This is a genomic window from Limnospira platensis NIES-39, assembly GCF_026000695.1.
Taxonomy (GTDB): Bacteria; Cyanobacteriota; Cyanobacteriia; order Cyanobacteriales; family Microcoleaceae; genus Limnospira; species Limnospira platensis.
Window position 1 is genome coordinate 2,974,941 of record NZ_AP026945.1, and the last position, 22,634, is coordinate 2,997,574.

Consider the following 22,634-nt stretch of genomic DNA (forward strand, 5'->3'; position numbering starts at 1 on the left):
AATACCATAGTAGTTAGTGGTCAAATTATGATCTGGTGGCACTGAGACTGTGAACATCAGATAAATTTGGGCATAATTGGCCTAGCTATGTATTGCGGATAGTATCTCCTATCTGCTAGGATTGACAGCAAGCCGAACCTTAATGAGAATCACAAGTGTCAAGTCCAGAAGAAACAGCCTTGGTTCCCAAATCATCTGGTAAGGATGCAGGTTTAGCCCCCCTACTCCTTACCGTGGTTGAATTAATCCGCCAGCTGATGGAAGCGCAAGTTATCCGGCGCATGGAAGCTGATACCCTAACAGATGAAGAACTTGACCGCGCGGCCGAAAGTCTGCGTAAATTGGAGGCGCAGGTGTTGGACCTCTGCGAAATTTTTGATATCGACCCAGCAGACTTGAATATCGAACTGTCGGAGTTGGGTTCCCTTCTCCCTAAGTCCGGTGGCTATTACCCAGGGGTGTCCTTGGGAAATCCCTCGATCTTGGAACTTCTCGATCGCCTTCTGAATACGGGTATAGTAGTAGAGGGAAGTGTTGATCTGGGTTTAGCCCAAATTAACCTGATTCATGCCAAGCTGAGATTGGTGCTAACATCAAAGCCTCTATTATAGCCTAGGGATTACCCAAATTTATCCCATGGGCAAGTTTTGGGTTGTGGGGGGCTAGTGATAGGTGCTAGACTGCTGATAATTACTTTTTGATGAGTGACTAATATGAGTTACAGTCTGTATTTATACGGAATTTTACCTAAAACTAAGCTGAAGTCTTGGCATTTGCAAGGCTTAGATAATCAGCCAGTTTATACTCATGAAATTGATGGGTTTATTTTTCTGTATTCCGAGGCGCAACAGGAACGGTATTTAGCCAGCCGTAGGAATTTGCTAGGTCATGAAAAGGTGTTAGAAGCCATGATGCAGGAGGGATATAGGACGATACTACCTTTGCAATTTGGCTTGATTGTTTCTGATTGGGATGCGGTAGCTAAACAGTTAGTTAATCCTTATCATGAAAGACTGAAAGAACTGTTCGTTAAGTTGGAGGGTAATCGCGAGGTGGGGGTGAAGGTTTTTTGGAATCAAACCGCTGAACTTAATGCTTTAATGGAGGAAAATCAAGACCTGAGAGAAAGACGCGATCGCCTGGAAGGTCAACCCCTCAGTATGGATGAAGTGATTGCTATTGGTCGGGAGATAGAGTCAAACATTTTAGACCGCGAAAATGAGATTATCACCGCTTTTCAAGATTGCTTAATTCCCCTAGCTTTAGATTATGTAGAAAATGAATCGATGACGGATTTAATGATTTATAACGCCGCCTATTTAATTCCTTGGAATAGTGAAGAAAAGTTTAGTCAGAAGGTGGAGGAAATCGACAATTACTTTCCCAAACGGCTGAGGATTCGCTATAATAATTTTACAGCCCCCTATAATTTCACACAACTTGATTAATGAGAGGATAAATCTATGGTTTTACGATTATTACTCGCCCCTCTGACCGCTCCCCTGGATGGTATTGTATGGATAGGTGAACAAATCTTAGAACGCGCTGATGCTGAACTAGACGATAAAGAAAATTTAAATAAGCGTCTTTTGGCTCTTCAATTAGCCTATGATATGGGCGATATTTCAGAGGAAGATTTCGAGGAAGAAGAGGAACAGTTATTACGAGAAATTATCGCCCTAGAAGAGTCTCAGCAACAGTCGGAGTTGGCATCAGATGATGATGAATAATTATCGGTTTTGGGGACAACGTACCCGCGCCCATCTATCGGCTTTTCTTTAGATTAGAAATGTGCAGTGCGTCAGTGATGGTGCGTCAGTCGAGAAGATGATTATTGACCTGATGTATTCGCTCTGACGCACCCTACCAGGCTTATAGTTTATACCTGTGAATCAGGGTCAATGCCTAAGCGTTTTAGCTGTTCGGCGAGACGTTGCGATCGCACTTTTTCCGCCGCCAATTCTTCTTCCAACTGCCGCGCCCGTTGTTCGGACTCTTGGGCTTGTTGGTGTAACTCTACAGAGGTCAAAAAACGACGACCATCGGGATAGTACAACTCTAAACCCGTTGACGGAAATTCAAAGCTAATCTGGAGGCGAGGACTCACCCAACCAGACATTTCCTCAATCATGGCTAACTCCCCGTCCCTATGCAACCATCCCGCCAAATCCAAACGTTCCGGGTCATATATATAATATTCTTCCACCCCGTAACGCTCATAAAACTTGAATTTCCGGTTCATCTCCGCTAAACGATTCCCTGGTGAGAGAATTTCAAACACTACTTGGGGCGCTATATTATCCTCCTCCCATTGTCGATAGGAACCTCGATGACCTTTCGGCCTGCCTATGGCTACCATGGCATCGGGGGCTTGACGGGTTTTATTGTCCCCTTCCACGGGATACCAGAGTAAATCCCCAGCCACAAACACATCGGGACGATTGGCGAACAAAATTTCTAAGTTCTCTTTAATTACCACAATCCACTGGAATTGCTGGGTATTTTCTGCCATCGGTTGTCCGTCACTATCGGGATAAATTACGGTTTGGGAAACTTGCTGAACCATAGTAATTTTCTCATCTTAATGGGGGGGTGGTTTATACCTGTGAATCGGGGTCAATACCTAAGCGTTTTAACTGTTCGGCGAGACGTTGCGATCGCACTTTTTCCGCCGCCAATTCTTCTTCCAACTGCCGCGCCCGTTGTTCGGACTCTTGGGCTTGTTGGTGTAACTCTACAGAGGTCAAAAAACGACGACCATCGGGATAGTACAACTCTAAACCCGTTGACGGAAATTCAAAGCTAATCTGGAGGCGAGGACTCACCCAACCAGACATTTCCTCAATCATGGCTAACTCCCCGTCCCTATGCAACCATCCCGCCAAATCCAAACGTTCCGGGTCATATATATAATATTCTTCCACCCCGTAACGCTCATAAAACTTGAATTTCCGGTTCATCTCCGCTAAACGATTCCCTGGTGAGAGAATTTCAAACACTACTTGGGGCGCTATATTATCCTCCTCCCATTGTCGATAGGAACCTCGATGACCTTTCGGCCTGCCTATGGCTACCATGGCATCGGGGGCTTGACGGGTTTTATTGTCCCCTTCCACGGGATACCAGAGTAAATCCCCAGCCACAAACACATCGGGACGATTGGCGAACAAAATTTCTAAGTTCTCTTTAATTACCACAATCCACTGGAATTGCTGGGTATTTTCTGCCATCGGTTGTCCGTCACTATCGGGATAAATTACGGTTTGGGAAACTTGCTGAACCATAGTAATTTTCTCATCTTAATGGGGGGGTGGTTTATACCTGTGAATCGGGGTCAATACCTAAGCGTTTTAACTGTTCGGCGAGACGTTGCGATCGCACTTTTTCCGCCGCCAATTCTTCTTCCGCCCGCCGCGCCAGTTGTTCGGACTCTTGGGCTTGTCGCTGTGCTGCTTCGGCTTGTCGCTGTGCTGCTTCGGCTTGTCGCTGTGCTGCTTGGGCTTGCTGCTGTGCTGCTTCGGCTTGTTGCTGTGCTGCTTCGGCTTGTTGGTGTAACTCTACAGAGGTCAAAAAACGACGACCATCGGGATAGTACAACTCTAAACCCGTTGACGGAAATTCAAAGCTAATCTGGAGGCGAGGACTCACCCAACCAGACATTTCCTCAATCATGGCTAACTCCCCGTCCCTATGCAACCATCCCGCCAAATCCAAACGTTCCGGGTCATATATATAATATTCTTCCACCCCGTAACGCTCATAAAACTTGAATTTCCGGTTCATCTCCGCTAAACGATTCCCTGGTGAGAGAATTTCAAACACTACTTGGGGCGCTATATTATCCTCCTCCCATTGTCGATAGGAACCTCGATGACCTTTCGGCCTGCCTATGGCTACCATGGCATCGGGGGCTTGACGGGTTTTATTGTCCCCTTCCACGGGATACCAGAGTAAATCCCCAGCCACAAACACATCGGGACGATTGGCGAACAAAATTTCTAAGTTCTCTTTAATTACCACAATCCACTGGAATTGCTGGGTATTTTCTGCCATCGGTTGTCCGTCACTATCGGGATAAATTACGGTTTGGGAAACTTGCTGAACCATAGTAATTTTCTCATGTTCGATGAGTCGGGCTAATCTCTGAAGCTATTTTGTAGTATAGCAGTTTGATGGGGGGGTGGTTTATACCTGTGAATCGGGGTCAATACCTAAGCGTTTTAACTGTTCGGCGAGACGTTGCGATCGCACTTTTTCCGCCGCCAATTCTTCTTCCGCCCGCCGCGCCAGTTGTTCGGACTCTTGGGCTTGTCGCTGTGCTGCTTCGGCTTGTCGCTGTGCTGCTTCGGCTTGTCGCTGTGCTGCTTCGGCTTGTTGGTGTAACTCTACAGAGGTCAAAAAACGACGACCATCGGGATAGTACAACTCTAAACCCGTTGACGGAAATTCAAAGCTAATCTGGAGGCGAGGACTCACCCAACCAGACATTTCCTCAATCATGGCTAACTCCCCGTCCCTATGCAACCATCCCGCCAAATCCAAACGTTCCGGGTCATATATATAATATTCTTCCACCCCGTAACGCTCATAAAACTTGAATTTCCGGTTCATCTCCGCTAAACGATTCCCTGGTGAGAGAATTTCAAACACTACTTGGGGCGCTATATTATCCTCCTCCCATTGTCGATAGGAACCTCGATGACCTTTCGGCCTGCCTATGGCTACCATGGCATCGGGGGCTTGGCGGGTTTTATTGTCCCCTTCCACGGGATACCAGAGTAAATCCCCAGCCACAAACACATCGGGACGATTGGCGAACAAAATTTCTAAGTTCTCTTTAATTACCACAATCCACTGGAATTGCTGGGTATTTTCTGCCATCGGTTGTCCGTCACTATCGGGATAAATTACGGTTTGGGAAACTTGCTGAACCATAGTAATTTTCTCATGTTCGATGAGTCGGGCTAATCTCTGAAGCTATTTTGTAGTATAGCAGTTTGATGGGGGGGTGGTTTATACCTGTGAATCGGGGTCAATACCTAAGCGTTTTAACTGTTCGGCGAGACGTTGCGATCGCACTTTTTCCGCCGCCAATTCTTCTTCCGCCCGCCGCGCCCTTTGTTCGGACTCTTCGGCTTGCTGCTGTGCTGCTTGGGCTTGTTGGTGTAACTCTACAGAGGTCAAAAAACGACGACCATCGGGATAGTACAACTCTAAACCCGTTGGCGGAAATTCAAAGCGAATCTGGAGACGAGGACTCACCCAACCAGACATTTCCTCAATCATGGTTAACTCCCCGTCCCTATGCAACCATCCCGCCAAATCCAAACGTTCCGGGTCATATATATAATATTCTTCCACCCCGTAACGCTCATAAAACTTGAATTTCCGGTTCATCTCCGCCAAACGATTCCCTGGTGAGAGAATTTCAAACACCACTTGGGGCGCTATATTATCCTCCTCCCATTGTCGATAGGAACCTCGATGACCTTTCGGCCTGCCTATGGCTACCATGGCATCGGGGGCTTGGCGGGTTTTATTGTCCCCTTCCACGGGATACCAGAGTAAATCCCCAGCCACAAACACATCGGGACGATTGGCGAACAAAATTTCTAAGTTCTCTTTAATTACCACAATCCACTGGAATTGCTGGGTATTTTCTGCCATCGGTTGTCCGTCACTATCGGGATAAATTACGGTTTGGGAAACTTGCTGAACCATAGTAATTTTCTCATCTTGGATGAGTCGGGCTAATCTCTGAAGCTATTTTGTAGTATAGCAGTTTTCGATTGAGGCGGTCTCATGTTACTTGGCTAAGATAGGGGTTGGCTGGAATATTTATCAACCTAATTTGGTTGGGTTTCGCCCAGGGCTGCACCCAACCTACAGCTATAAGGCTTAGGTATAGTGGCGGATATTTTGACAACGCTTTCCTAGCCATACCATTGTTAGATATACTATTATCATAATTCCGGGCATAATTGTCAAAGTTTGAGACTAGCGGCGCAGATGCACAAATAGAAAATAAAGCATTCCAGGAAACCAAGATAAAGACAGGGTTTGAATGGGTCGATCGCGCCAGATTAGATGGTCAATCGCTTGGCGATCGCAGTATTTTCAAACATCAATGGGAGAGGATCAAGATTATTATCGACTATTATTCATGCTTTCATCCCCCAAGTCTAGGGCTGAGGTGCATAGTACACTTTTTATATAAATTTGGCTTCAACTGTGAAATTACCGAGTTATAATAGTCTCATGACTTAATGAAACCCTAGCGTGGATAATTATTTTCTATCTTATTCCCAAACTTTCACCAATAAAAACCCCGACCTAGGGAATTGGATCGGGGTACAAGTTTGATATGAGCATTATATGGGGATTATTACCGCATATCCCACAGAGCCTTAAACAAAGTCTCAGCCAGCTTTCTGGATGTGGCATTCCTGGCAGCCTTGAGCGCCGCCCCAGAAACTTTGTTCCCTTTGTGGTATGCTCTAGTTACCCAATAAACTCTAAGCGAATGAGCCTCTGGAGATTTTGGTAGGCAATCGTAGGGGGTTGTCGCGATCGCACCTTCGCCCGGTTTCTGTTCACGATGAGTCCCCCTCTCGACTGCCCGAACAACAAACTGATGCAACACCGATCGCGCCTCTTTGCTTCCTGTGAAACTACTCCGAGTGTCAGCCTTTCCAGATTGCACTTGAGTAGCCCCCAAACCACAAAGCTGTCGAAATCGTCTCATAGCCTTAGACTTGGGAAGGCATTTAAACATCTCATCAAACGGAACGCACCGAGTAAGTAGCCAGCCTCGTTCCCGGCAGCCAAAACCAAACTTGTCAAACACCCGATGGTAGCAATCAAACTCTGGTAGGTTCAGATAGCTTAGTAGCTCTTGCTCTACCATTGCCTCTGACTGATGCCACATACAAATCTGTTGGGCTAGTCGCGCTGTTACTTCACTAATCCCCGTGCCTTCCCCCGCCGCGATCGCCTTCGTATATTCATTGTCAAACTTAGTCTTGGTCGCTTTGGGGATTCTCCAAGTGCCTTGTTCAGTCCAACCACAAGCCCAAGCCCACCACGCTGGCAGTTTGTCCGGGTCTAATTTCCCAGACTCTTTTAGAACCTTAACTTTCGCTTTCGCTGGAAATTCATAGACTAGCCTAGACTTGGCTTGGTTTATCGTTTGGGTGCGGCGCTTGTTGAATGACCCAATATCTCTTAGGCATTGTTCAATTTTCGCTACTTCTGGCGGCCGCTCCCTCACCCAATACCTGCGATCGTAGGCAATTTGGTAATGCTGGAAGTATGTGGCAACCATGAGCAAAGCATCGTAGGGGTCAGACTTGTTAGACGTTCCCCCATAGCTTTTCCGAGTGTCCTTAATCATCGTCTGATCTACTTTCAGCACAGGGATTCCCTCCCGATGTAAGCAGTCAATCCAGAATCTGCTATAAGTTCGGGTCGGCTCTAATATCACCACAGACGGCTCCAAAGACACAAGAAACTGGATAGACTTTGCATTTGCTTCTAGCTTTCGGTGGCACTCAGCAAATGCGGGAGACTCGTAAAAATCCCGCAACGCACCCGCTGGCATAAATTCTAGCCACACGGCATCGCACCACGATGAGCTAACATCAAGGCCTACAATTAAACTATTCATTTTTAACCTCTAGTGTTGTGGTTAATCGTTCCCACGAAGCTGTTACGGCTCTCGCCCATTCTATCTGGGGGAACAAATCTCCCTAGAATCTAGCCGGGGTTGGAACCCGGCTAGAAGCAATTATTGACTTCTGCCCCCAGTAACAGGTTGGGGAGGGAAACCTCCCATTTCAATTCGGGGGGGCTAGTTATCAATGCGGTGGGAATCACCCGGTTATCCGCGACTTCCCCCCAGGTGTGAGGGGAAAGTTTCGTCCTTTACCGGCTAGGACTCATCAGGCGGTGAAATCTAGATTTTCTAAAGCTGATAGTGTATATTCCAAGTCTGCATAAATTTGATTGTGATACATTTCAAGCTGCATTGCATAATTATGCACATCTTGGAATCGTTCATCATTAGAGATAAAATCGATAACTCTTAGGTGAGTAATGGTGTTATCAATTTCCATTTTGGCTTTAATTAAACAGTTCGAGAAAGAGACTGCCTCTCGTGTCAAATCGACCCACGCGCAAAGAGAATTTTCATCCTCGCCAAACAAGTGACCAGGAAAATCCGCTGATGTTTTTTGTCCAAGCGGTGAAACCCGCTAGGCGAATTGGCGGCCTCGGCTTTTGGTTTGACCATAGGCTTTTTACCTATATATAGGGTGTGCTTTTGCGATCGCCTGACCAACCCCAAGGCGATCGCATCAATCTACCAGCTTCCCCGCTCTCAACATCCGGCTTTTTACCTATCGCGCTCGAATAATGGAAGACCCGCAGCACGCTGTACGGGGAAAACAAGAAGTCAGTCTCGATGACGTTAACGGAAACAGCCGTCGGGCTACTGGATCAGATGGCTATGGAGCTAAATCTGAATCGGTCCGAATTGGTGGAACAGATTGCCAGGGGGATAATTTCCAGCCAAGCGGGGAAAGTGTCCCCGGAACAGGCGGGAAAATTTTAGAGCTGTTGGAGGAGTTGTTTGCTGGTTTTCATGAGTATGTCAAAAGCCATGAAACTCGATTGGAGGAAAGACTGCAAGCAAACCGAGACTATCAATCTCAAATGAAAAAACAAATGGAGAACATCCGACAGGAGATTCTCCAACAGGTCTCTAAATAAATTGAGCGCCCCTCGTGCCCACGGGGGGTGCTTTCTATTTTGGCACGCTGCTAAACCCTCAAGAAACAAATGGACTATGGCACAACACTTTTCTAACCTTCAAACTGTCACCGGTGAAAAGGCGATCGCTAATAAAGTCACCGATTCCGTCACCCTGGGTGACGCAAAAGTTAAAAATTTAAACGCGCCGTTACGCGCGATCGCTCATAACCCGACCGACACAACCCCAAGCGTTCCTCCAGAAGTGCTGGAACTTGAGTCCAAAGTGCTGGAACTTCAGTCCGAAGTGCTGGAACTACGAGACCTGGTTAAAAAAGATTACGCCGCCTTTTCCCGAATCGCTGGCGACATTGATATGGTGAGCGCCCTAATTCATGAAAACCGTCCTTTTCTAGCGCGGCTTTTCTTGGTTCGCAACATAGCCAAAAACTCACGATCGGCACTTTTGGCTATAAATAGTCGAGCGATATCTGGAGAAGATGATGACAGGGGCTCTGGCCGATGAGGAAAAAATCTAACTCACCAAGGCAGCTTTCCGTCATAATATCGTCACCCAGGGTGACGGATTCTGAAAGTGTAGAACCATTCGATCCGGCTTGGGATGATATGGATGTCTTGAAACATCTTAGGGACTGTCCGAATCAAGACCACAAACAACTCGCCCAATCCATTGATATCCCGATATCTCGTGTAGTCAAGTCTCTGGAAAGGTTACGCGAGAAAGGTAAGGTTAAGTATTTGGGATGGGTAGCCGTCACCCAGGGTGACGAAAATTCATCACCGGTGAACACTTCCCAGAGCGATCGCCTAACTGTTCGCTGGAAAACTAAGTCAGCCGCCCAGGACACCAACGGGAATAGATATGCTTACCTATATAGGGGACAAAAGCAGGTTTGTTACCTTGCCGGCCCCCATCTATCGGAAAAAGCTAAAGCGATCGCCGACCAAGTAGAACAGTGGATCGAGTCCGGCTTGTCTCTTGAAGCTATCCTAGAAAAACTTCCCGCACTTAAATCGGGTGGTTGGAAATCCCCGGATAGCAACTCCTGAATTTTCCACCGGAGGAGATTTGAACCCCCCAAAAACTTTATGATTTAGCAAAAAAATCAAGGAGCATTTCCCAACCCCAAACGGCGCTATCTGCTACTGTACAGTGGTTAGCGCCGTTAGCCGTGTGTGAGAATGTTTGATGTTTTAGACAAAATACCAAGCAGCCCCGTTTAGTGCTAAAATTGGCGGAATCTAGGGCAGTTACTTCTCGATCTGTGTTTGGCTAGTAGCACCCACTTTCCTCTGATGTCTGGCAACCTCAAGTTATCGACTGCCCTAGATTTCATCAATTGCCTTTCTTACTTTGCTAGGGTCAGCATCAATGTAACGCTGCAATGACGACATTGATTTATGACCGGTAATCTCCATTATCGTCCGGGTACTAATTCCCTTGTCGTAGAGTTTGGTAATGAAAGTGCGGCGGTAACTGTGAAGCGAATAGCCTTCATTCTGTAATCCCAGTTGAGCGATCGCTTTTCTGTGGAAAGAGTCGATCGCTTGAACTGTCACCGGTGAACTGTGGTCGGATGGGCTAGGAAAAAGCCAGACACTACCACCAGGTCGGTAGGTTCTCAGAACTTCTCTCAATTTTTGGGAGACGGGAACCTGTCTCACCCCAGCATCTTTCCCAGCCGATCGCTTCCTAGTTTCTGACCTAAAAGTAATCTCCGGCAAGGCAATCTGAGAACTGCCATCGGCGTAGACATCAGAAACTTGCAACAACCTAACGGCTCCCACCCGTTCCCCGGTGTATCTCATTATGGAAAGTAGAGTTTGTTGCCAGGGATATTTGCAGCGTTTGATTATCTTGTCGGCGATCGCATCAGGAATGATTGATGCTTTACCAATGCGGTTTTTTTTCATGAATTCGTGTCTGTAGGGAATTTCCCCCAGTTGCCTAGCCGACGAGGTAAAGCGATCGGCTTACCTATATGACTATTGTAGGGTTCGGGCGGGGAGAATATTAGTTTTCGCGCCGACTTGGGGGAAAGTTTGGCGGCGAGCGATCGGATCAGCCTTCTCTATATTTGTTTACTAACCGGTAATACTCTCCCCTATTTTTGTGAATTTACCAATCCTCCCATGGTAAAAACTGCGTTATCTCAAATTCTCCCCCTTGTTTTGGGTCTGTGCTGTTGGGCGTGTAAATGCAACGGCAAAGTCCTAATCCGGGAGCTAAAAAAGAACCTTCAGCTTTAAACAGCAAAATATAGCGTGACAGAGTAGGAGTCAAGTTGAAGGCTCCTCCCGTGTGAGGAACTGTAACAATAGAACACCGGTCTGTTATCCATTTTTCAAGATTATCTATGTCAATATATGAACTGAAAACATTAGAAAACAATGCAACTTGAGATATTGCCATCCACATGGTTTCACGAGGAAATAGTAAAATCTCGATATTAGTTCCTTCCTTGATAACAGACGTAGAAATTCCGTCATTCCCAATGTATGCATAAAGATTATTGGTAATATTAAAAACATATTGTTTACCGGGCAAAAAAACATCAAATTGCCAGGCTCTAACTGCTCCCTCTGTTGTAGTCCACGTTCCCCAGAACCTATTATAAGTATCTACGTCATCATAATTAACTTGAGAATCAGAACTTATAAACGATGGAAGTTTGTTTATATTGGAATCTAAGGAAATAAACGGTCTAATTGATAAATCTGGGATAGGCATATCGTCCTCTATTTCGCTTCCTATGTTGTAGTCAATTTCCGTATCTTGGCGCACCCAGATAGAGAGAATCTGAGTTGTGGGGCTGCTTGCTAAAACACCAATCCCTCCATCACTCCCATCGGAGTAGAAGCCATTTTCAAAAACAGGTAAGGATAAATCAGACCCTACCCACCGAATAGAAAAAGGATTGTCGGCTTGGATGGTGATTTCCCGACGGACTAATAATGGCGTGGCGGGGACTATTTCAATCTCTTCCCCTGCGGTGAGTTGAAAATAACCTGACTTAATATGGCGATAATAAGCGCCGCCGCCCCCGCCACCGGTAGGACGCATTGCCAATCGAATCGGCATTTATAGTAGAATAAAAATAACCACTTCTATTGTCTCACATGAACATCACTCCGGGAGTCTATCCTGATTTTTCCGAAACCACATTAGAAGCCTTAACCTTAGCTATGGGGCGGCGATTGCTACAAAGGCAAAAAAACCTGACGATTAACTTCACAGGAAAAGACGTTATGGATTTAACTCTCAATGAAGAGGATTCTGTTGTCAACCTGGATATTGACGAGCTAGAAACTTATATAGAAGGTGGCGCGATTAAAGTCCAAGAGCCGTTTGTTGATGCCTTTGAACCCGGTATAGGCAGTTACCCCTTTAACCAAACCAATTTAGCTAGTGCTTTACTGCATTTAGTTGTACATCAACACATAGCAGAATTTAGTTTCGAGCTAAACCCCGAACCCGCCAAACAACATTGTGATTTTTCTATCCGACCTAACGTTAGGGGAAATGGAACTTATCCATTAATATGCACCATCACTTTAACAGACTATCCCGTAATCATTGACTACACTAATGGTATGACTTCAACCGCACAACCATACTTATTGACACCTTAAACTATGGCAGAAAATCGCTGTTCAGAAACCGACACATTTTCATTTGAAATTAATCAAAGTAATGCCAGTAATTATGTTAATGACCCATTAACACTTGGGGCTGTTTCTAGTGCCGTTAATTCAATATCTGCCAATATTGACCCTAGATGGCTATGGCGGGCTAATGCCTTCCTATAAAGTCTCACCGCCTCAGTTTGGTGTCCAAGTTTTCCCCGGTCTCCTTATCCTGAATTTTACCCAGAGGATTCGGCGGCAGAAAGAGCAGCTAAATTAATGAAATTAGAGAGTAACCATCCTAAATTTGGGCTGCAATTGCTTAGAAGGAAAAGCGCCACAGGTCCATGGATTGAGGCAGCTTGTCCTATCATTCAAAATCGAGGAAGGCGGTTTTATGTTCCTCTAATTAATCCTTACTTAACAGCAAACGAGGTCAAAATACTTGGCAGTGCTGACCAATTGGGTGTAAGTTTTAAGGATTATGGCAACGGCATATTAGGGGGCGGTTCAATAGCCAGTAATCGCATCTATGACACTCTTTACATCGAGGGAGAATATAGAGTAGAATTAGACTTAATGCTGATGGCTAAACGTCCGGCTAATACAGTGATGAATACAGTCACTGTAAGCCCTAATCCCATGTTAATAGCCCCCGCTAATCTAAGCCGTGCTTATTTTGAAATCCAAAATCAGGGAGAAATTGAGCTCCTTTGGGGTTTTGGCACATTGGGAAGTGACGCGACAAGCAATCCGTTCAAAATGCCACCCGGCCAGATTTATTATCCAGGTAATGTAGCAGGATTTATACCAACTGACGCGATATGGGCAAAAGTAAAAGAGGGAACGGCAACTGTTCTGATTATGGAGAGTTCTTATCAATGAACACAGCTTTATATAGCAGTGAAAAACCCCAGGATTTAGGTCATCTACCAGCGGGACAATATGAACTGGCTGCAGTTAATTTGTGGGATAGTAATTTATCATCAATGCTTTATGCTAAAAAGGTGATATACAAGCGCCACTTTTTACTCCCCGGTCATCCCTCTGATGGATTTCCTATCATTCGAGAGTTAAAAGCCTTAGCTAATGTTCCCATACAATACAGGAAAATTAATGAATTTCCGAAAACGGATCGACAAACAACTAAAACAGATTCAAGCAGTAGGGGGGACTATCGTTTTCTTGTTGAGCAATGGTTAGAGAGAATTGAGTATCTATGCCAAACTTTTGACTTTTTAGAAGTGTTGCCAGTCACTGCCATGTTAATGTCTTGGAGAAGCCCGTATCTGCCTAATGCTTATTTTATGCTAAAAAAACGGGAAACCATTAAGTCGGTTTCTTTGGAAGCGATCGAGGCGATGGAACCAGAATGGCTGGTTGAGAATCGGGTGTTGTCTGAGGAGGGATGGAGGCAATTATTTATTAATTGGGATGAGGAATCTTTGTCATGAGAGAGGTAGAAGAGCGAAGCAGGAGGGTGAAAGACATTGTTAGAAATCGCAACTACCGGCAAGCTATAGATGTAATAGAAAGAGAGGTCAAAAGATTAGAGGCGGATGACAAACCCAGGGCTAGAGTAAGGTTTCCCCGCGACGACGGGGATATTGATATAGACGTTGGGGGGATAGTTGATTTTGCCCGGTCGATGTTGCCAAAAGCAAGCATAGAGGCTGAGGATTTACAGGATGGTGGAACTAGGAGAGGGATAAAAACTGAAAAAATAGGCAGCACAGCCCGCGCATTTGTAGACCTTGACGAGGATGGAAGCCCCAAAGGTTTTGGGGGAACAATTGACAGTATCAATGATGCTAATGTCTCGGTTTACCTTGGGGAATGCGAGCAATCGATGAGCGTAACTATTGGGGGGAAAACGGTTACCTTTGCCAGAAATGTTTGCGAAGATGATAAAGACGAGGAAACAGAGGAAGATGAAATTGAGACAAGCGAAGATGAAAATGATCTTAGACCTCCTAAGCTCGATATCCCTCGACCTCCGGCTGGATATTCTCGCCAGTTAGGGGAACTCTATCTAGTTAAAAAAGTATTCTTTTTGTGGGGGTGGTTTCCAACTTTTACGGAAGCAGGATTAAATTTTATAGCGAAGGGTGAGGGTACAATAACAACAAAATCAAGCTTAATAAGTTCCCTTGAATTTTCCAATGAACGTTGGGCGTTCGAGTCTATAACTTTTATGGGAATAGTGCCAGTTTCGGAGACTAGACAGCTTTTTGGGCGTTGGGATAGACTGCGGTTTAGAGATGTTAAAGTTGGAGTACACTTTAATTATATTAAATCGGTAAGTCAACTAGAATATATCAAGAAATCTCCTACATGGTTTCCCCAGCGTGTATGGACATCATACCCGATGCTTTCACCTTATTATTTGAAATCAGCCCAGCAGATTAATGTTGCGGTGGCTCCGATAGTTTTTAACCAAATAGAACCAGAAACTGGTAACTATATAAGCCATCAACTTTATCAGAGATATATATCCTGGTGCCTTTACCTGGTACCTCTGCCTTATACAGAGAATTTATCTGAACCAGAGCCACCGCCAAGTTTACCAATATTACCAGATGATATGGACAAAAACTGTTGTGAAGATTTGATTAAGATGACTCGGGAAATACATAAAGCCCTAGGGGTCAGGAAGTTGTTAGACAAGAGTTTCCAGGTTCCGTCTAATATGATGATACCAGAAGGTAAAGGGAATCATGCAAATAAGGATTATCTGGAAATCATGTCTGACCTGTTTAAAACCATCGATAATTATGGTTTTGATGCTCCGGTTACTGTTAAAGTTCAGGATACGAATAAAGCCCAAAAAGGCGACCAGTCTATAGAGTTAAAGTTTAACTCGCTGGGGGCTATATTAAAGGCTCAGACTGAACTGTTGATTGAGTTGAAAGGTGATAGTGCTAACCGGTTAAATATTCAGATTCGCCTAGCTTATATAATGACGAGAATGTATCGGACTTTAGCTAAGTTATATTACAGAACGTCGGCGATTTTGGACGGGTTGGGAATTCCTATTATCTCGAAGGTGGTGACTTTACCGATTGAGTTTAATGTGTTTGGTAAAAAACACTGGGGAGCTGGTAAGGGATTCGGTAAGGATAGTAAAAAGGGTCAGGAGCCTAAACTTGATTTAAACGATGAAGACACGACAGAAGCTATGTTACCCGATTTATTAGAGATTCATGATTATGAAATAGAGGTTGATGAGTTTAGGTTTAAAAGCACTGACCTTTATGAGATAATTTTGAATATGGCAGCTAAAATGAGGACATAATCGTGACCAAAAGAAATCCCCCCCGTGGTTCCAATCGTCCCCCAAGCGATTCGGGTAGTGGTAAGAAGCCACCATCTGAAAGAGAGAAAAAAGCGGGGTTAAGAACTGATACAAACAACAGAATAGAGGAAGCGATCGCGGTTTTAGATTTTCGGCTACACTTAGAATATTTAAATGTAGCTTCAGCCGTTGGGGGCGGCGATTTTGAACAGTTTAAACGTTCTTGGTTGATGAATTACTATAATGCTATGACAGAACCGAGGTTTAAAGATAAACCCAAAAATCCTCCTACTAGAGAGGAACGGGCACGTCTCTTAAAGACTAATGCTGAGTTGATGATGAATCGCCAAATCAAATCCGATAATTTGTCATCGAGGGAAAACCTAAATGAGTTCCGCCAAAGTAAAGACTTATTACCATTCGACGCTGATAATATAGGTTAAGATTATGTCTAATGTTGTAGGGATAGACCAGAGAGAACTAACTTCAACCGCTATAGCTGGCGGTGCGATGTCCGCCCAGTGGTTTAATAGTTTTTCGTCCACTTTCTACCAGCAGGTTCAAAACTTAAAAGCCTTTGATTTTAAGAAATGGGCGGGTAGTGTCAAGGGTGGAGCTTTAGCTATTGCAGAAAACATCAAAAAAGGGAACTGGGGTTTTTTCAAAGATTGGTTGTTAGAGGCTCCTATGGTTCCTAAAGTGGCGGGGCTTTTAGCGGGTGGTTTAATTGCTGGGACGGTGCTGATTATTGGCGGAAAAGCTGTAGGACTTGTTGCGGCGGGTGCAGGAGGTGTAATATCAGCCCACCCGGCTTTTGTTGGCGGTTTTTTAGGGGTAACAGTGCCTACACTGATGAGCAAATTAACCCAAGGGGTTTCTCAAGCCTATAACTTTGATTGGGCAGCATCTGACAAGAAAATGATGGACGATTTAAAACAAGCGGCTAATGCTTTATATGTTCCCTTGGGGGAAACAGTCGGGAAATCATTGGCTAGTTTGGTGGCGGGGAAGGTAGGGCAGTCGGTTAATGCAGCAACGCTAAGGATTCGGGAAGGTGCGATCGCCGCTATATGTATGATTAACCCGACTATTAAAGAGACTTTGGTGGATGCGTTATCCTCGCTGAGGTATGCGGTGCAAGAGGTTGTTAAAAAAGCACTGTTTGTTATGGCTTACATTAACGCCAGAAAAGTAGCAGCCAGGTTGTTGGATAAGGAAGATACTTGGGGCAAGGAAGGGCAATCACCTTTTATTGTTTCGGAGAAAGTAGAAGAAACTTGGGCGAAAGTTAAAGAAGATGACTATTTTGATTGGGTGAATGAGCAACAATGGGAGGGTATAGAAACAATGACATCTACTTTTTTTGAAACCCTCGGTGATTTGTTGTCAGAGCAGGGAACTTATGAGGAGTGGATACCGGTATAAATTCATCACCTGAGAGGAGGGATATCAATGGCAGACGTTGGAAGACTTACCCAGCAAACTTACATCATGATGGCTCGTCAAAGGCGTATCACGAAACTATCAGATAAGCGGCCGGAACGAGTCCGAATAGAATTGCAGCCAAACTGGAACGTTTATCAGTTACAACCTGATAGAAAAAACCCAGATTATAAGCTGCTGATGACTGGTTCTGAGTCAGCCTTGGCATTGCAGTTGTCACAACTCGGATGGATGGAGAAGATGCTCGATCATCTTCTCAATGCCAGCGATCTAAAATTCGAGGATTGGTTTGATGTTTGGGCGGCGGGTTATCCAGAACTGCGCTACAGAGTGAACCCAAAACTCCCCAATTTAAGAACTAACTATCCTTCATCTAATGTTAAGGATTCCAATGGGGAAACAATAAGCAGATGGAGAAATGAGGTAGGCTCTCGCCCGGCTTACATTGAATGGAAACCTTCAGCCCGAAAAACAGCAAAGGATCTCGGGCTTCACCGCACAATAGAATATTTTCCCGATCGCTCTCAGAACAAATCAGTTGTCTTGACGGGGAACGACAAGGAGCTAATTAGGCAAATCCTACAAATCCACTACGAGGGTGGGGGTAGCAGTGAGGGGATGGATAGCACGGTCTCGACGGGTATTAGTTACCGGGGCGCTCCCAAGGTTGTGCTGTACTTTTTGGAACGGATCGAGGATGTGGAAAAAGGCTACCGACAATTAGAGGCAAGAGTGGGATTCCGTTTGGTGGGAAAAACAGAAAACCCGAACGGAACTGGCGACTTGTTAACTAAGGCTAACATCAGAAATTTGGCTCAGAGAATTGTCCAGAACTTTCTACAACCCGAACAATTTCGTCTTCACAAGGGTAGAGAATCGGTTAGCTACAGAGATAAACGCCAAGGGTTAGAGTCGTTTGTTTTTGCAACTAGCGCATCAGAGGGGATTAATCTTTATCAGCGAATCTGTCGGGTGATGGAAATAGAATTTGATAACTCAAAGGTCTTTACATCGAGCAACCAAAATCCAACCCAAGCGTTTCCTATCACGCCCCCAGAAGTGACGATATTGGGTAACAAAATTAAACCACCCCGCCGCCGTCCGGTCGGGCACGTCTATTTTAGAGAGGCGAAATTGTTTTTAGAGATGCTCAACGAGCCTATCCTTCTCTGTGACTACAACGGGCATATATACAGGAATCCCGATTAGAAGACAACCCCAATATTTTTTTTAGATCAAACAAACTCCCTTGTATGTTCGGAAACCCTATAGGTTTCCGTAACTGTTCCACGCTCTAAAAATACCTGTTATGAATGTAGTGGTAATCAGTTTTAAAGCAACAAGGCAGGTATTCTATGCCCCCTCTAAATAGTTCAACAATTTATAGCTGGGATGCACCCTCGCCAGGGGGTACGGGAACCATTAAAGTAGCTGCCCGGCTTTCTAATCGGTACAATGGCATTGCTACACATCTCGGAATGACCGCCCACACAGATCCAACAAATGTAAATGCACATATGCTTAAGCCAAATAAAGCTGTGCAGGAGGGTTTCTTAATGAAGATGCGAATTAACTACCGAAAAGACAATAAGTATTATGGTGCTGATATTTATGTGCCTACAGACAAGGTTACTGAAGCCATCCAGATACTACCTAACAAGCCCTGGGATGGTACGGGAGTGATAACTTCATGTCGCGATCGTGTACGAGTTGATTACCGTTAATAGAGAAAGGAAAATATATCAATGGCTAGAACGAAACTGTGTCAATTAGTAGATGACACTAAGGTTCGAGTATTTAGAGCTAGTAGTGTGATGTATGACGATAACACTGTAACACATTTGGGAATAGGTCCAGTCGCTGATGCGAATAAGAAGGAGCCAGTTTATGATACTGGGGAATTAATGCGAGCTGGTGTATTGGTGAGACTTTGCGTTAGTTGCAACAATGGAGTTAATAGACCACCAATTACATATAGAATATTTTGCGACGTAGAAAACGTAAACGCTGCTTTACATCATTATAATAGTGGCGGTAAAACCCTAAACGGGAAACCAGTATTGAGAGCTAGTCTAGACCGTCGTCAAGTTATCAAGTAAAGCATGAGTTTTACTGATGCTTATGGCACATGGGAGGTGATAGCTTCAAGCTATCAGCCAAGTCAAGAGTGGATAATTCACAGCCCCCCAGTTACTCAATACTCATTGTTGAGGTTTAAATTTTCAACTGATTGGGGGCGGTGGAAAAATCCCTATGATGGCTATAGGTCAATGCTGCTTATTCGAGGGCATTATTATAATGATTCTGAAAATTCTGACTGGATAACAGAGCAAAGGACTGTATACGTTACAGAGGAACCGCAACTGATTAATTATCCACCAGTTCAAGGGTTTACAGATAACCCCTCGGTGATTAGAAAGTTAGGAGTTCGCCGCCGTTTTTTCAAAAACGCAACATGGATCGAAAATCATCCTACAATGGATCTAAAGTTTGACGTAACAATTGAGGCTTTTGTAAGTTAACATGGACATCTCTCTTAATCAATTAATCGACCATCTCCCAGATGATTCACAGTTTAAAACCTTACTAGAAACATTGGGGGCAAGCGGTGATAGTGTGGACGCTACCGTAGAATTTTGTCATTTAGTAGGGGCATTATATCAAGCACAGTAAGTATACAACCAACAACCAGGAAATAAAGCAATTAATGTGGTCTCAGCAGTAAGTATTAGGCCTGTAATAGAAAGTTTAGACGGGACATTTTTTAGGAGGTTATAAAGAACTCTAGCTTTTTTTGAAAAGTATGAAAATAGTATAATTGTCCCGAACGTCAAAAGTTAGTTGGTCGAAAATTTAAAGCTGCCAGATAATTCGGATTCTATCTGCGTTATCTGGTCAAAGTCTTGAAATTAACCCAAGTCAAATGTGATTAAAAATCCACATCAACAGAGGAGTTAATTCCGCCGTGGATATTGAAATTGAGAAAATTACGGTAATTATAAGTTGGATACTTTCACTCATTAGTACGGTCTGGTATGTATCAGTTCAATACACAATAATTAGAGTACAAGTCAACAGAAACAGAGAAGAGCTAAACAGAATATCATCAACGCTTAGGCGAGAAATAGAAGACCATAATAAACTTATATGGATAAACATCAACCACATGGAAAAATACTTAACCAAAAATCAAGATTATTTTCCGTTAAATATCCAAAACCAAAAATATAAAGATTATGGCGACTGATGTTTTACCAGAATTATTACGGGTAGGAAGTGATGGGGTAGTGATATTTTTAGTGTGGTCTTTGATGAAGCAAAACCAAAAGTTAATAGCAGAGGTCAACTCAAGAGACAATGAATTGATGAAGTTAATTTACAAAATACTTAGCAGTGAACAACGAGGGACAAGAAGTAAACGCGATCGCACAATCAAGCCAAAGCCACAAGAATCCGTTAGGACTTGGGAGTAGAGTTGTCTGTGGCCCTAACGAATAACGGGTTGTCAAGTAGCCATTACTCATGGCCATAATCATCATACAGAAAAACTAAAGCGATCGCCAGCCAAGTCAGTTAACTCGTATAAACGCTTCCTGTCTATGCCAATTATCGGGATGTGACGCACCCCACGAGCCGTATGAGGGAAAACTCTCACGTACGGTTCTGAATGGGAGGGGACGAAGGCGACTCCATTCTCGACCCCTAATCTCCCACTAAACACTTCGTTTATGACCTTGAGTTCCTTGCCTTGTTTGGTGAGATGCTCCAAACGTTGGGACCTATAGCATTAGTCAAGGTGGTTAGGACGCAGCTTTTATAACGGAATCCATGGCATCATCGAGAGAATCAAACTGCTCACGTGCAATGGCGAATGCGGGCTTTCAACCACGACCAACATTTCTCTATCTTGTTGAGGTCTGGCGAATAAGGTGGTAGATAGAGCAAACGGCATTGAGCCGCCTCCACTAGCTCAGGAATCCGTCCCCCTTTATGAAACGTTGCATTGTCTAGCACTAGAGTCTGACCTGGCTTCAGTGTTGGAATTAAGATGAACTCCAACCACAACTCAAACACTGTCCGATTACAACAACCCTCAAAGCGATCGGGGGCTAAGAGTTGTTGATAACACCATGCGGCCATATAGATCACCCTGCCCTGCCTCTTCCCTGATTTGAGGGCATCGAAGCGTTTTCCTTCCTCGCAGTAACCATAAGGGTAATCCGAGTCCTGACTATTCATGCCGGCTTCATCGAGGTAGACCACTTCTTGTGGCTCCATATGTTCAATCTGAGCAATAAACTCCTCTCGCTGTTGCTGATCACGTTCTTGGTAGCCGTAAGTTTTTTTTTCTGGTGAAGCCAATTTTCTTCAAGGCTCTGGATATGGTGCGAGGAGAGATGTCGTCATCCCAAAGTTCAGCCATTGGAGCGGAGGTTTTGTGGCCATGCTCTTGGGCAAAAGCCTTGAATTTTTGCCAGTCGGTAATTTTGTGGTTATTGCCAGGTCGGTGATTAGGTTTAGGGAGGAAGTCTCCGGTCTGTGCTTTTCTTTGCAGCCAGAGATTAATGGTGTTCCGGCTGACATGGAAAACTTGACTGGCTTCTGTTTTGGGCATACCGTCTAGTTCAATTGCATTAATAACTTTTTGTCTGAGGTCGTAAGTGTAGGGGGCTGGCCTTTTGGGTCTTCTTAGTCATCTCGTCCTCTCCATTATACGTCCTAACTTTCCTGTCTTGTGCTATATGTGGGTATCGATTCCCATCCCGGTAATCTCCCCCAGTTGAAAAGTTGTTTAGGGGTATCGGGTTGGTTCCGGTAGATGATAGTTCAGGTTTTGCGATCGCACATAGGTTTACCTATAGGTCTAGTCCATAGAAAGACAGCCTAATATCTTTGTACATTGATAGCTTGGGGAATTATCTTCTGCTGTTGTCGTGGTTGATTTTGAAACATACCCTCCCCCCCAACCGAAACAAACACTCTTGGGGGTGCGACCGACGTGATAGCAGTCAATGGTGAGGAACGAACCGATAGGCTTGCCATTGACGGGTATCACAAGGGAGTTACCCTATCGGTGTTTGGTTGGGGGGTGGTATGGGTATTTGACATATTGATTAAGTTGGTGCGAGACGTTCAGGCATGAAATAGGGCTGCAATGCCCGAAATAACCGCCTGGTGGGGACTTCAACCCCTGGGTTGAATATAAGGAGCGCACTCCTGACCATCCCCATAACTGTTTATATGTCCCGACGCTTGGAGAAATCTAAAGCAAGGCAGGGAACTCAAGGTCATAAACAAACTGAGAAATCAGGGAGTAGAGAGTAACGGCGATAGCCACCCCCAGTTTCAGGAATCACAACCCGTCAGATTGAAGCGGGGAACGGAAGGCGTGAAGTAGAACCTACTACCAGACGCGACCACTGCCAACCATCCATGACTAAGGAAATCTGAATGTTCCGACTTGAACCATCGTCATCATTAAGTAGCGAAATAGGTTGAC

The 22,634-nt window shown here is 44.6% G+C and carries 28 protein-coding genes and 1 pseudogene; 19 read left to right on the forward strand and 10 right to left on the reverse strand.

The genetic code is table 11. From position 1 onward, the window contains the following. The first annotated feature begins 155 nt into the window (after positions 1 to 155). The 3 genes from N39L_RS14535 to N39L_RS14545 all read left to right on the forward strand — a co-directional run bounded on the left by N39L_RS14535 (position 156) and on the right by N39L_RS14545 (position 1,730). Positions 156 to 611, forward strand: a complete 456-nt coding sequence (locus tag N39L_RS14535) for a gas vesicle protein K (RefSeq protein ID WP_006616265.1) — start codon at positions 156 to 158, stop codon at positions 609 to 611. 102 nt (positions 612 to 713) lie between these two features. Next, positions 714 to 1,448: a gas vesicle protein GvpF gene (gvpF, locus tag N39L_RS14540; RefSeq protein ID WP_006616264.1), complete on the forward strand. Its 735-nt coding sequence runs from the start codon at positions 714 to 716 to the stop codon at positions 1,446 to 1,448. Positions 1,449 to 1,463: 15 nt separating this feature from the next. Continuing rightward, on the forward strand, positions 1,464 to 1,730 hold the full coding sequence (locus tag N39L_RS14545; protein ID WP_006616263.1) for a gas vesicle protein GvpG: 267 nt from the start codon (positions 1,464 to 1,466) through the stop codon (positions 1,728 to 1,730). Positions 1,731 to 1,879: 149 nt separating this feature from the next. Here N39L_RS14545 and N39L_RS14550 read toward each other — a convergent pair whose 3' ends face one another. From N39L_RS14550 to N39L_RS14580, 7 genes are all read right to left on the reverse strand, one after another. Continuing rightward, entirely contained in the window at positions 1,880 to 2,566 is a 687-nt protein-coding gene (locus N39L_RS14550) for a Uma2 family endonuclease (protein WP_202070377.1), read from the reverse strand. Between the two features lie 31 nt (positions 2,567 to 2,597). After that, positions 2,598 to 3,284 carry a Uma2 family endonuclease gene (locus N39L_RS14555; protein WP_202070377.1) on the reverse strand — a complete coding sequence of 229 codons (687 nt, stop codon included), beginning with the start codon at positions 3,282 to 3,284 and terminating at the stop codon, positions 2,598 to 2,600. 31 nt (positions 3,285 to 3,315) lie between these two features. Then, the gene (locus N39L_RS14560) at positions 3,316 to 4,107 is read right to left on the reverse strand and encodes a Uma2 family endonuclease (protein WP_434221545.1); all 792 of its coding nucleotides are present in this window, start codon (positions 4,105 to 4,107) and stop codon (positions 3,316 to 3,318) included. 78 nt (positions 4,108 to 4,185) lie between these two features. After that, on the reverse strand, positions 4,186 to 4,935 hold the full coding sequence (locus N39L_RS14565; RefSeq protein WP_190594086.1) for a Uma2 family endonuclease: 750 nt from the start codon (positions 4,933 to 4,935) through the stop codon (positions 4,186 to 4,188). Positions 4,936 to 5,013: 78 nt separating this feature from the next. Next, positions 5,014 to 5,721: a Uma2 family endonuclease gene (locus N39L_RS14570; RefSeq protein ID WP_190594084.1), complete on the reverse strand. Its 708-nt coding sequence runs from the start codon at positions 5,719 to 5,721 to the stop codon at positions 5,014 to 5,016. A 664-nt stretch (positions 5,722 to 6,385) separates the two neighbouring features. Continuing rightward, positions 6,386 to 7,666, reverse strand: a complete 1,281-nt coding sequence (locus tag N39L_RS14575; RefSeq protein WP_062945770.1) for an IS110 family transposase — start codon at positions 7,664 to 7,666, stop codon at positions 6,386 to 6,388. A gap of 274 nt (positions 7,667 to 7,940) precedes the next feature. After that, a complete protein-coding gene (locus tag N39L_RS14580) occupies positions 7,941 to 8,162 on the reverse strand; it encodes a hypothetical protein (RefSeq protein WP_126277461.1) in 222 nt (73 codons plus the stop codon). Between the two features lie 250 nt (positions 8,163 to 8,412). Between N39L_RS14580 and N39L_RS14585 the strand changes: the two genes are divergently transcribed. From N39L_RS14585 to N39L_RS14595, 3 genes are all read left to right on the forward strand, one after another. Further along, a complete protein-coding gene (locus tag N39L_RS14585) occupies positions 8,413 to 8,769 on the forward strand; it encodes a hypothetical protein (RefSeq protein WP_014275451.1) in 357 nt (118 codons plus the stop codon). A gap of 76 nt (positions 8,770 to 8,845) precedes the next feature. Beyond that, a complete protein-coding gene (locus N39L_RS14590; protein ID WP_062945771.1) occupies positions 8,846 to 9,274 on the forward strand; it encodes a hypothetical protein in 429 nt (142 codons plus the stop codon). Positions 9,275 to 9,327: 53 nt separating this feature from the next. Beyond that, complete coding sequence (locus tag N39L_RS14595; protein ID WP_237766244.1) at positions 9,328 to 9,819, forward strand: winged helix-turn-helix domain-containing protein; 492 nt, start codon at positions 9,328 to 9,330, stop codon at positions 9,817 to 9,819. Between the two features lie 276 nt (positions 9,820 to 10,095). On the opposite strand, the gene N39L_RS14600 is transcribed toward N39L_RS14595, so the two are convergent. Continuing rightward, positions 10,096 to 10,683 carry a tyrosine-type recombinase/integrase gene (locus tag N39L_RS14600; RefSeq protein ID WP_014275455.1) on the reverse strand — a complete coding sequence of 196 codons (588 nt, stop codon included), beginning with the start codon at positions 10,681 to 10,683 and terminating at the stop codon, positions 10,096 to 10,098. Between the two features lie 205 nt (positions 10,684 to 10,888). Further along, positions 10,889 to 11,851, reverse strand: a complete 963-nt coding sequence (locus N39L_RS14605) for a hypothetical protein (RefSeq protein WP_434221544.1) — start codon at positions 11,849 to 11,851, stop codon at positions 10,889 to 10,891. Positions 11,852 to 11,889: 38 nt separating this feature from the next. On the opposite strand from N39L_RS14605, the gene N39L_RS14610 reads away from it, so the two are divergent. The 13 genes from N39L_RS14610 (at position 11,890) to N39L_RS14670 (ending at position 20,607) form a co-directional block, all read left to right on the forward strand. Then, positions 11,890 to 12,402 (forward strand): hypothetical protein, encoded by a 513-nt coding sequence (locus N39L_RS14610; protein ID WP_014274402.1) that lies wholly within the window; start codon positions 11,890 to 11,892, stop codon positions 12,400 to 12,402. 3 nt (positions 12,403 to 12,405) lie between these two features. Then, positions 12,406 to 12,579, forward strand: a complete 174-nt coding sequence (locus N39L_RS14615) for a hypothetical protein (protein WP_234933365.1) — start codon at positions 12,406 to 12,408, stop codon at positions 12,577 to 12,579. 96 nt (positions 12,580 to 12,675) lie between these two features. Beyond that, positions 12,676 to 13,281: a hypothetical protein gene (locus tag N39L_RS14620; protein ID WP_434221543.1), complete on the forward strand. Its 606-nt coding sequence runs from the start codon at positions 12,676 to 12,678 to the stop codon at positions 13,279 to 13,281. Beyond that, the gene (locus tag N39L_RS14625; protein ID WP_434221542.1) at positions 13,278 to 13,850 is read left to right on the forward strand and encodes a hypothetical protein; all 573 of its coding nucleotides are present in this window, start codon (positions 13,278 to 13,280) and stop codon (positions 13,848 to 13,850) included. Before N39L_RS14620 ends, N39L_RS14625 begins: the two co-directional genes overlap by 4 nt. Continuing rightward, a complete protein-coding gene (locus N39L_RS14630; protein WP_434221541.1) occupies positions 13,847 to 15,691 on the forward strand; it encodes a hypothetical protein in 1,845 nt (614 codons plus the stop codon). The genes N39L_RS14625 and N39L_RS14630 overlap by 4 nt, the downstream gene beginning before the upstream one ends. A gap of 2 nt (positions 15,692 to 15,693) precedes the next feature. Then, entirely contained in the window at positions 15,694 to 16,134 is a 441-nt protein-coding gene (locus tag N39L_RS14635; protein WP_152088754.1) for a hypothetical protein, read from the forward strand. Positions 16,135 to 16,138: 4 nt separating this feature from the next. Continuing rightward, a complete protein-coding gene (locus N39L_RS14640) occupies positions 16,139 to 17,116 on the forward strand; it encodes a hypothetical protein (RefSeq protein WP_434221540.1) in 978 nt (325 codons plus the stop codon). 27 nt (positions 17,117 to 17,143) lie between these two features. Beyond that, positions 17,144 to 18,343, forward strand: coding sequence for a hypothetical protein (locus N39L_RS14645; protein WP_014275195.1), 1,200 nt, complete (start codon positions 17,144 to 17,146; stop codon positions 18,341 to 18,343). A 146-nt stretch (positions 18,344 to 18,489) separates the two neighbouring features. Next, complete coding sequence (locus N39L_RS14650; protein WP_014274796.1) at positions 18,490 to 18,858, forward strand: hypothetical protein; 369 nt, start codon at positions 18,490 to 18,492, stop codon at positions 18,856 to 18,858. Between the two features lie 21 nt (positions 18,859 to 18,879). Further along, complete coding sequence (locus N39L_RS14655; RefSeq protein WP_014275196.1) at positions 18,880 to 19,233, forward strand: hypothetical protein; 354 nt, start codon at positions 18,880 to 18,882, stop codon at positions 19,231 to 19,233. Between the two features lie 3 nt (positions 19,234 to 19,236). After that, positions 19,237 to 19,656, forward strand: a complete 420-nt coding sequence (locus tag N39L_RS14660; protein WP_014275197.1) for a hypothetical protein — start codon at positions 19,237 to 19,239, stop codon at positions 19,654 to 19,656. A gap of 1 nt (position 19,657) precedes the next feature. Next, on the forward strand, positions 19,658 to 19,807 hold the full coding sequence (locus N39L_RS14665) for a hypothetical protein (RefSeq protein WP_014274412.1): 150 nt from the start codon (positions 19,658 to 19,660) through the stop codon (positions 19,805 to 19,807). A gap of 563 nt (positions 19,808 to 20,370) precedes the next feature. Further along, the gene (locus tag N39L_RS14670) at positions 20,371 to 20,607 is read left to right on the forward strand and encodes a hypothetical protein (RefSeq protein ID WP_014275198.1); all 237 of its coding nucleotides are present in this window, start codon (positions 20,371 to 20,373) and stop codon (positions 20,605 to 20,607) included. A 327-nt stretch (positions 20,608 to 20,934) separates the two neighbouring features. On the opposite strand, the pseudogene N39L_RS14675 reads toward N39L_RS14670, so the two are convergent. Then, a pseudogene (locus N39L_RS14675) lies at positions 20,935 to 21,773 on the reverse strand (IS630 family transposase). Positions 21,774 to 22,634 lie beyond the last annotated feature (861 nt).

Coding starts and splice junctions, on each gene's coding strand:
- N39L_RS14590 (WP_062945771.1), top strand. CDS start 8,846: ATGGCACAACACTTTTCTAACCTTCAAACTGTCACCGGTGAAAAGGCG.
- N39L_RS14550 (WP_202070377.1), bottom strand. CDS start 2,566: ATGGTTCAGCAAGTTTCCCAAACCGTAATTTATCCCGATAGTGACGGA.
- N39L_RS14655 (WP_014275196.1), top strand. CDS start 18,880: ATGGCTAGAACGAAACTGTGTCAATTAGTAGATGACACTAAGGTTCGA.
- N39L_RS14555 (WP_202070377.1), bottom strand. CDS start 3,284: ATGGTTCAGCAAGTTTCCCAAACCGTAATTTATCCCGATAGTGACGGA.
- N39L_RS14620 (WP_434221543.1), top strand. CDS start 12,676: ATGAAATTAGAGAGTAACCATCCTAAATTTGGGCTGCAATTGCTTAGA.
- N39L_RS14660 (WP_014275197.1), top strand. CDS start 19,237: ATGAGTTTTACTGATGCTTATGGCACATGGGAGGTGATAGCTTCAAGC.
- N39L_RS14615 (WP_234933365.1), top strand. CDS start 12,406: ATGGCAGAAAATCGCTGTTCAGAAACCGACACATTTTCATTTGAAATT.
- N39L_RS14605 (WP_434221544.1), bottom strand. CDS start 11,851: ATGCCGATTCGATTGGCAATGCGTCCTACCGGTGGCGGGGGCGGCGGC.
- N39L_RS14625 (WP_434221542.1), top strand. CDS start 13,278: ATGAACACAGCTTTATATAGCAGTGAAAAACCCCAGGATTTAGGTCAT.
- N39L_RS14560 (WP_434221545.1), bottom strand. CDS start 4,107: ATGGTTCAGCAAGTTTCCCAAACCGTAATTTATCCCGATAGTGACGGA.
- N39L_RS14650 (WP_014274796.1), top strand. CDS start 18,490: ATGCCCCCTCTAAATAGTTCAACAATTTATAGCTGGGATGCACCCTCG.
- N39L_RS14670 (WP_014275198.1), top strand. CDS start 20,371: ATGGCGACTGATGTTTTACCAGAATTATTACGGGTAGGAAGTGATGGG.
- N39L_RS14575 (WP_062945770.1), bottom strand. CDS start 7,666: ATGAATAGTTTAATTGTAGGCCTTGATGTTAGCTCATCGTGGTGCGAT.
- N39L_RS14565 (WP_190594086.1), bottom strand. CDS start 4,935: ATGGTTCAGCAAGTTTCCCAAACCGTAATTTATCCCGATAGTGACGGA.
- gvpF (WP_006616264.1), top strand. CDS start 714: ATGAGTTACAGTCTGTATTTATACGGAATTTTACCTAAAACTAAGCTG.
- N39L_RS14570 (WP_190594084.1), bottom strand. CDS start 5,721: ATGGTTCAGCAAGTTTCCCAAACCGTAATTTATCCCGATAGTGACGGA.
- N39L_RS14640 (WP_434221540.1), top strand. CDS start 16,139: ATGTCTAATGTTGTAGGGATAGACCAGAGAGAACTAACTTCAACCGCT.
- N39L_RS14665 (WP_014274412.1), top strand. CDS start 19,658: ATGGACATCTCTCTTAATCAATTAATCGACCATCTCCCAGATGATTCA.
- N39L_RS14630 (WP_434221541.1), top strand. CDS start 13,847: ATGAGAGAGGTAGAAGAGCGAAGCAGGAGGGTGAAAGACATTGTTAGA.
- N39L_RS14585 (WP_014275451.1), top strand. CDS start 8,413: ATGGAAGACCCGCAGCACGCTGTACGGGGAAAACAAGAAGTCAGTCTC.
- N39L_RS14600 (WP_014275455.1), bottom strand. CDS start 10,683: ATGAAAAAAAACCGCATTGGTAAAGCATCAATCATTCCTGATGCGATC.
- N39L_RS14545 (WP_006616263.1), top strand. CDS start 1,464: ATGGTTTTACGATTATTACTCGCCCCTCTGACCGCTCCCCTGGATGGT.
- N39L_RS14645 (WP_014275195.1), top strand. CDS start 17,144: ATGGCAGACGTTGGAAGACTTACCCAGCAAACTTACATCATGATGGCT.
- N39L_RS14610 (WP_014274402.1), top strand. CDS start 11,890: ATGAACATCACTCCGGGAGTCTATCCTGATTTTTCCGAAACCACATTA.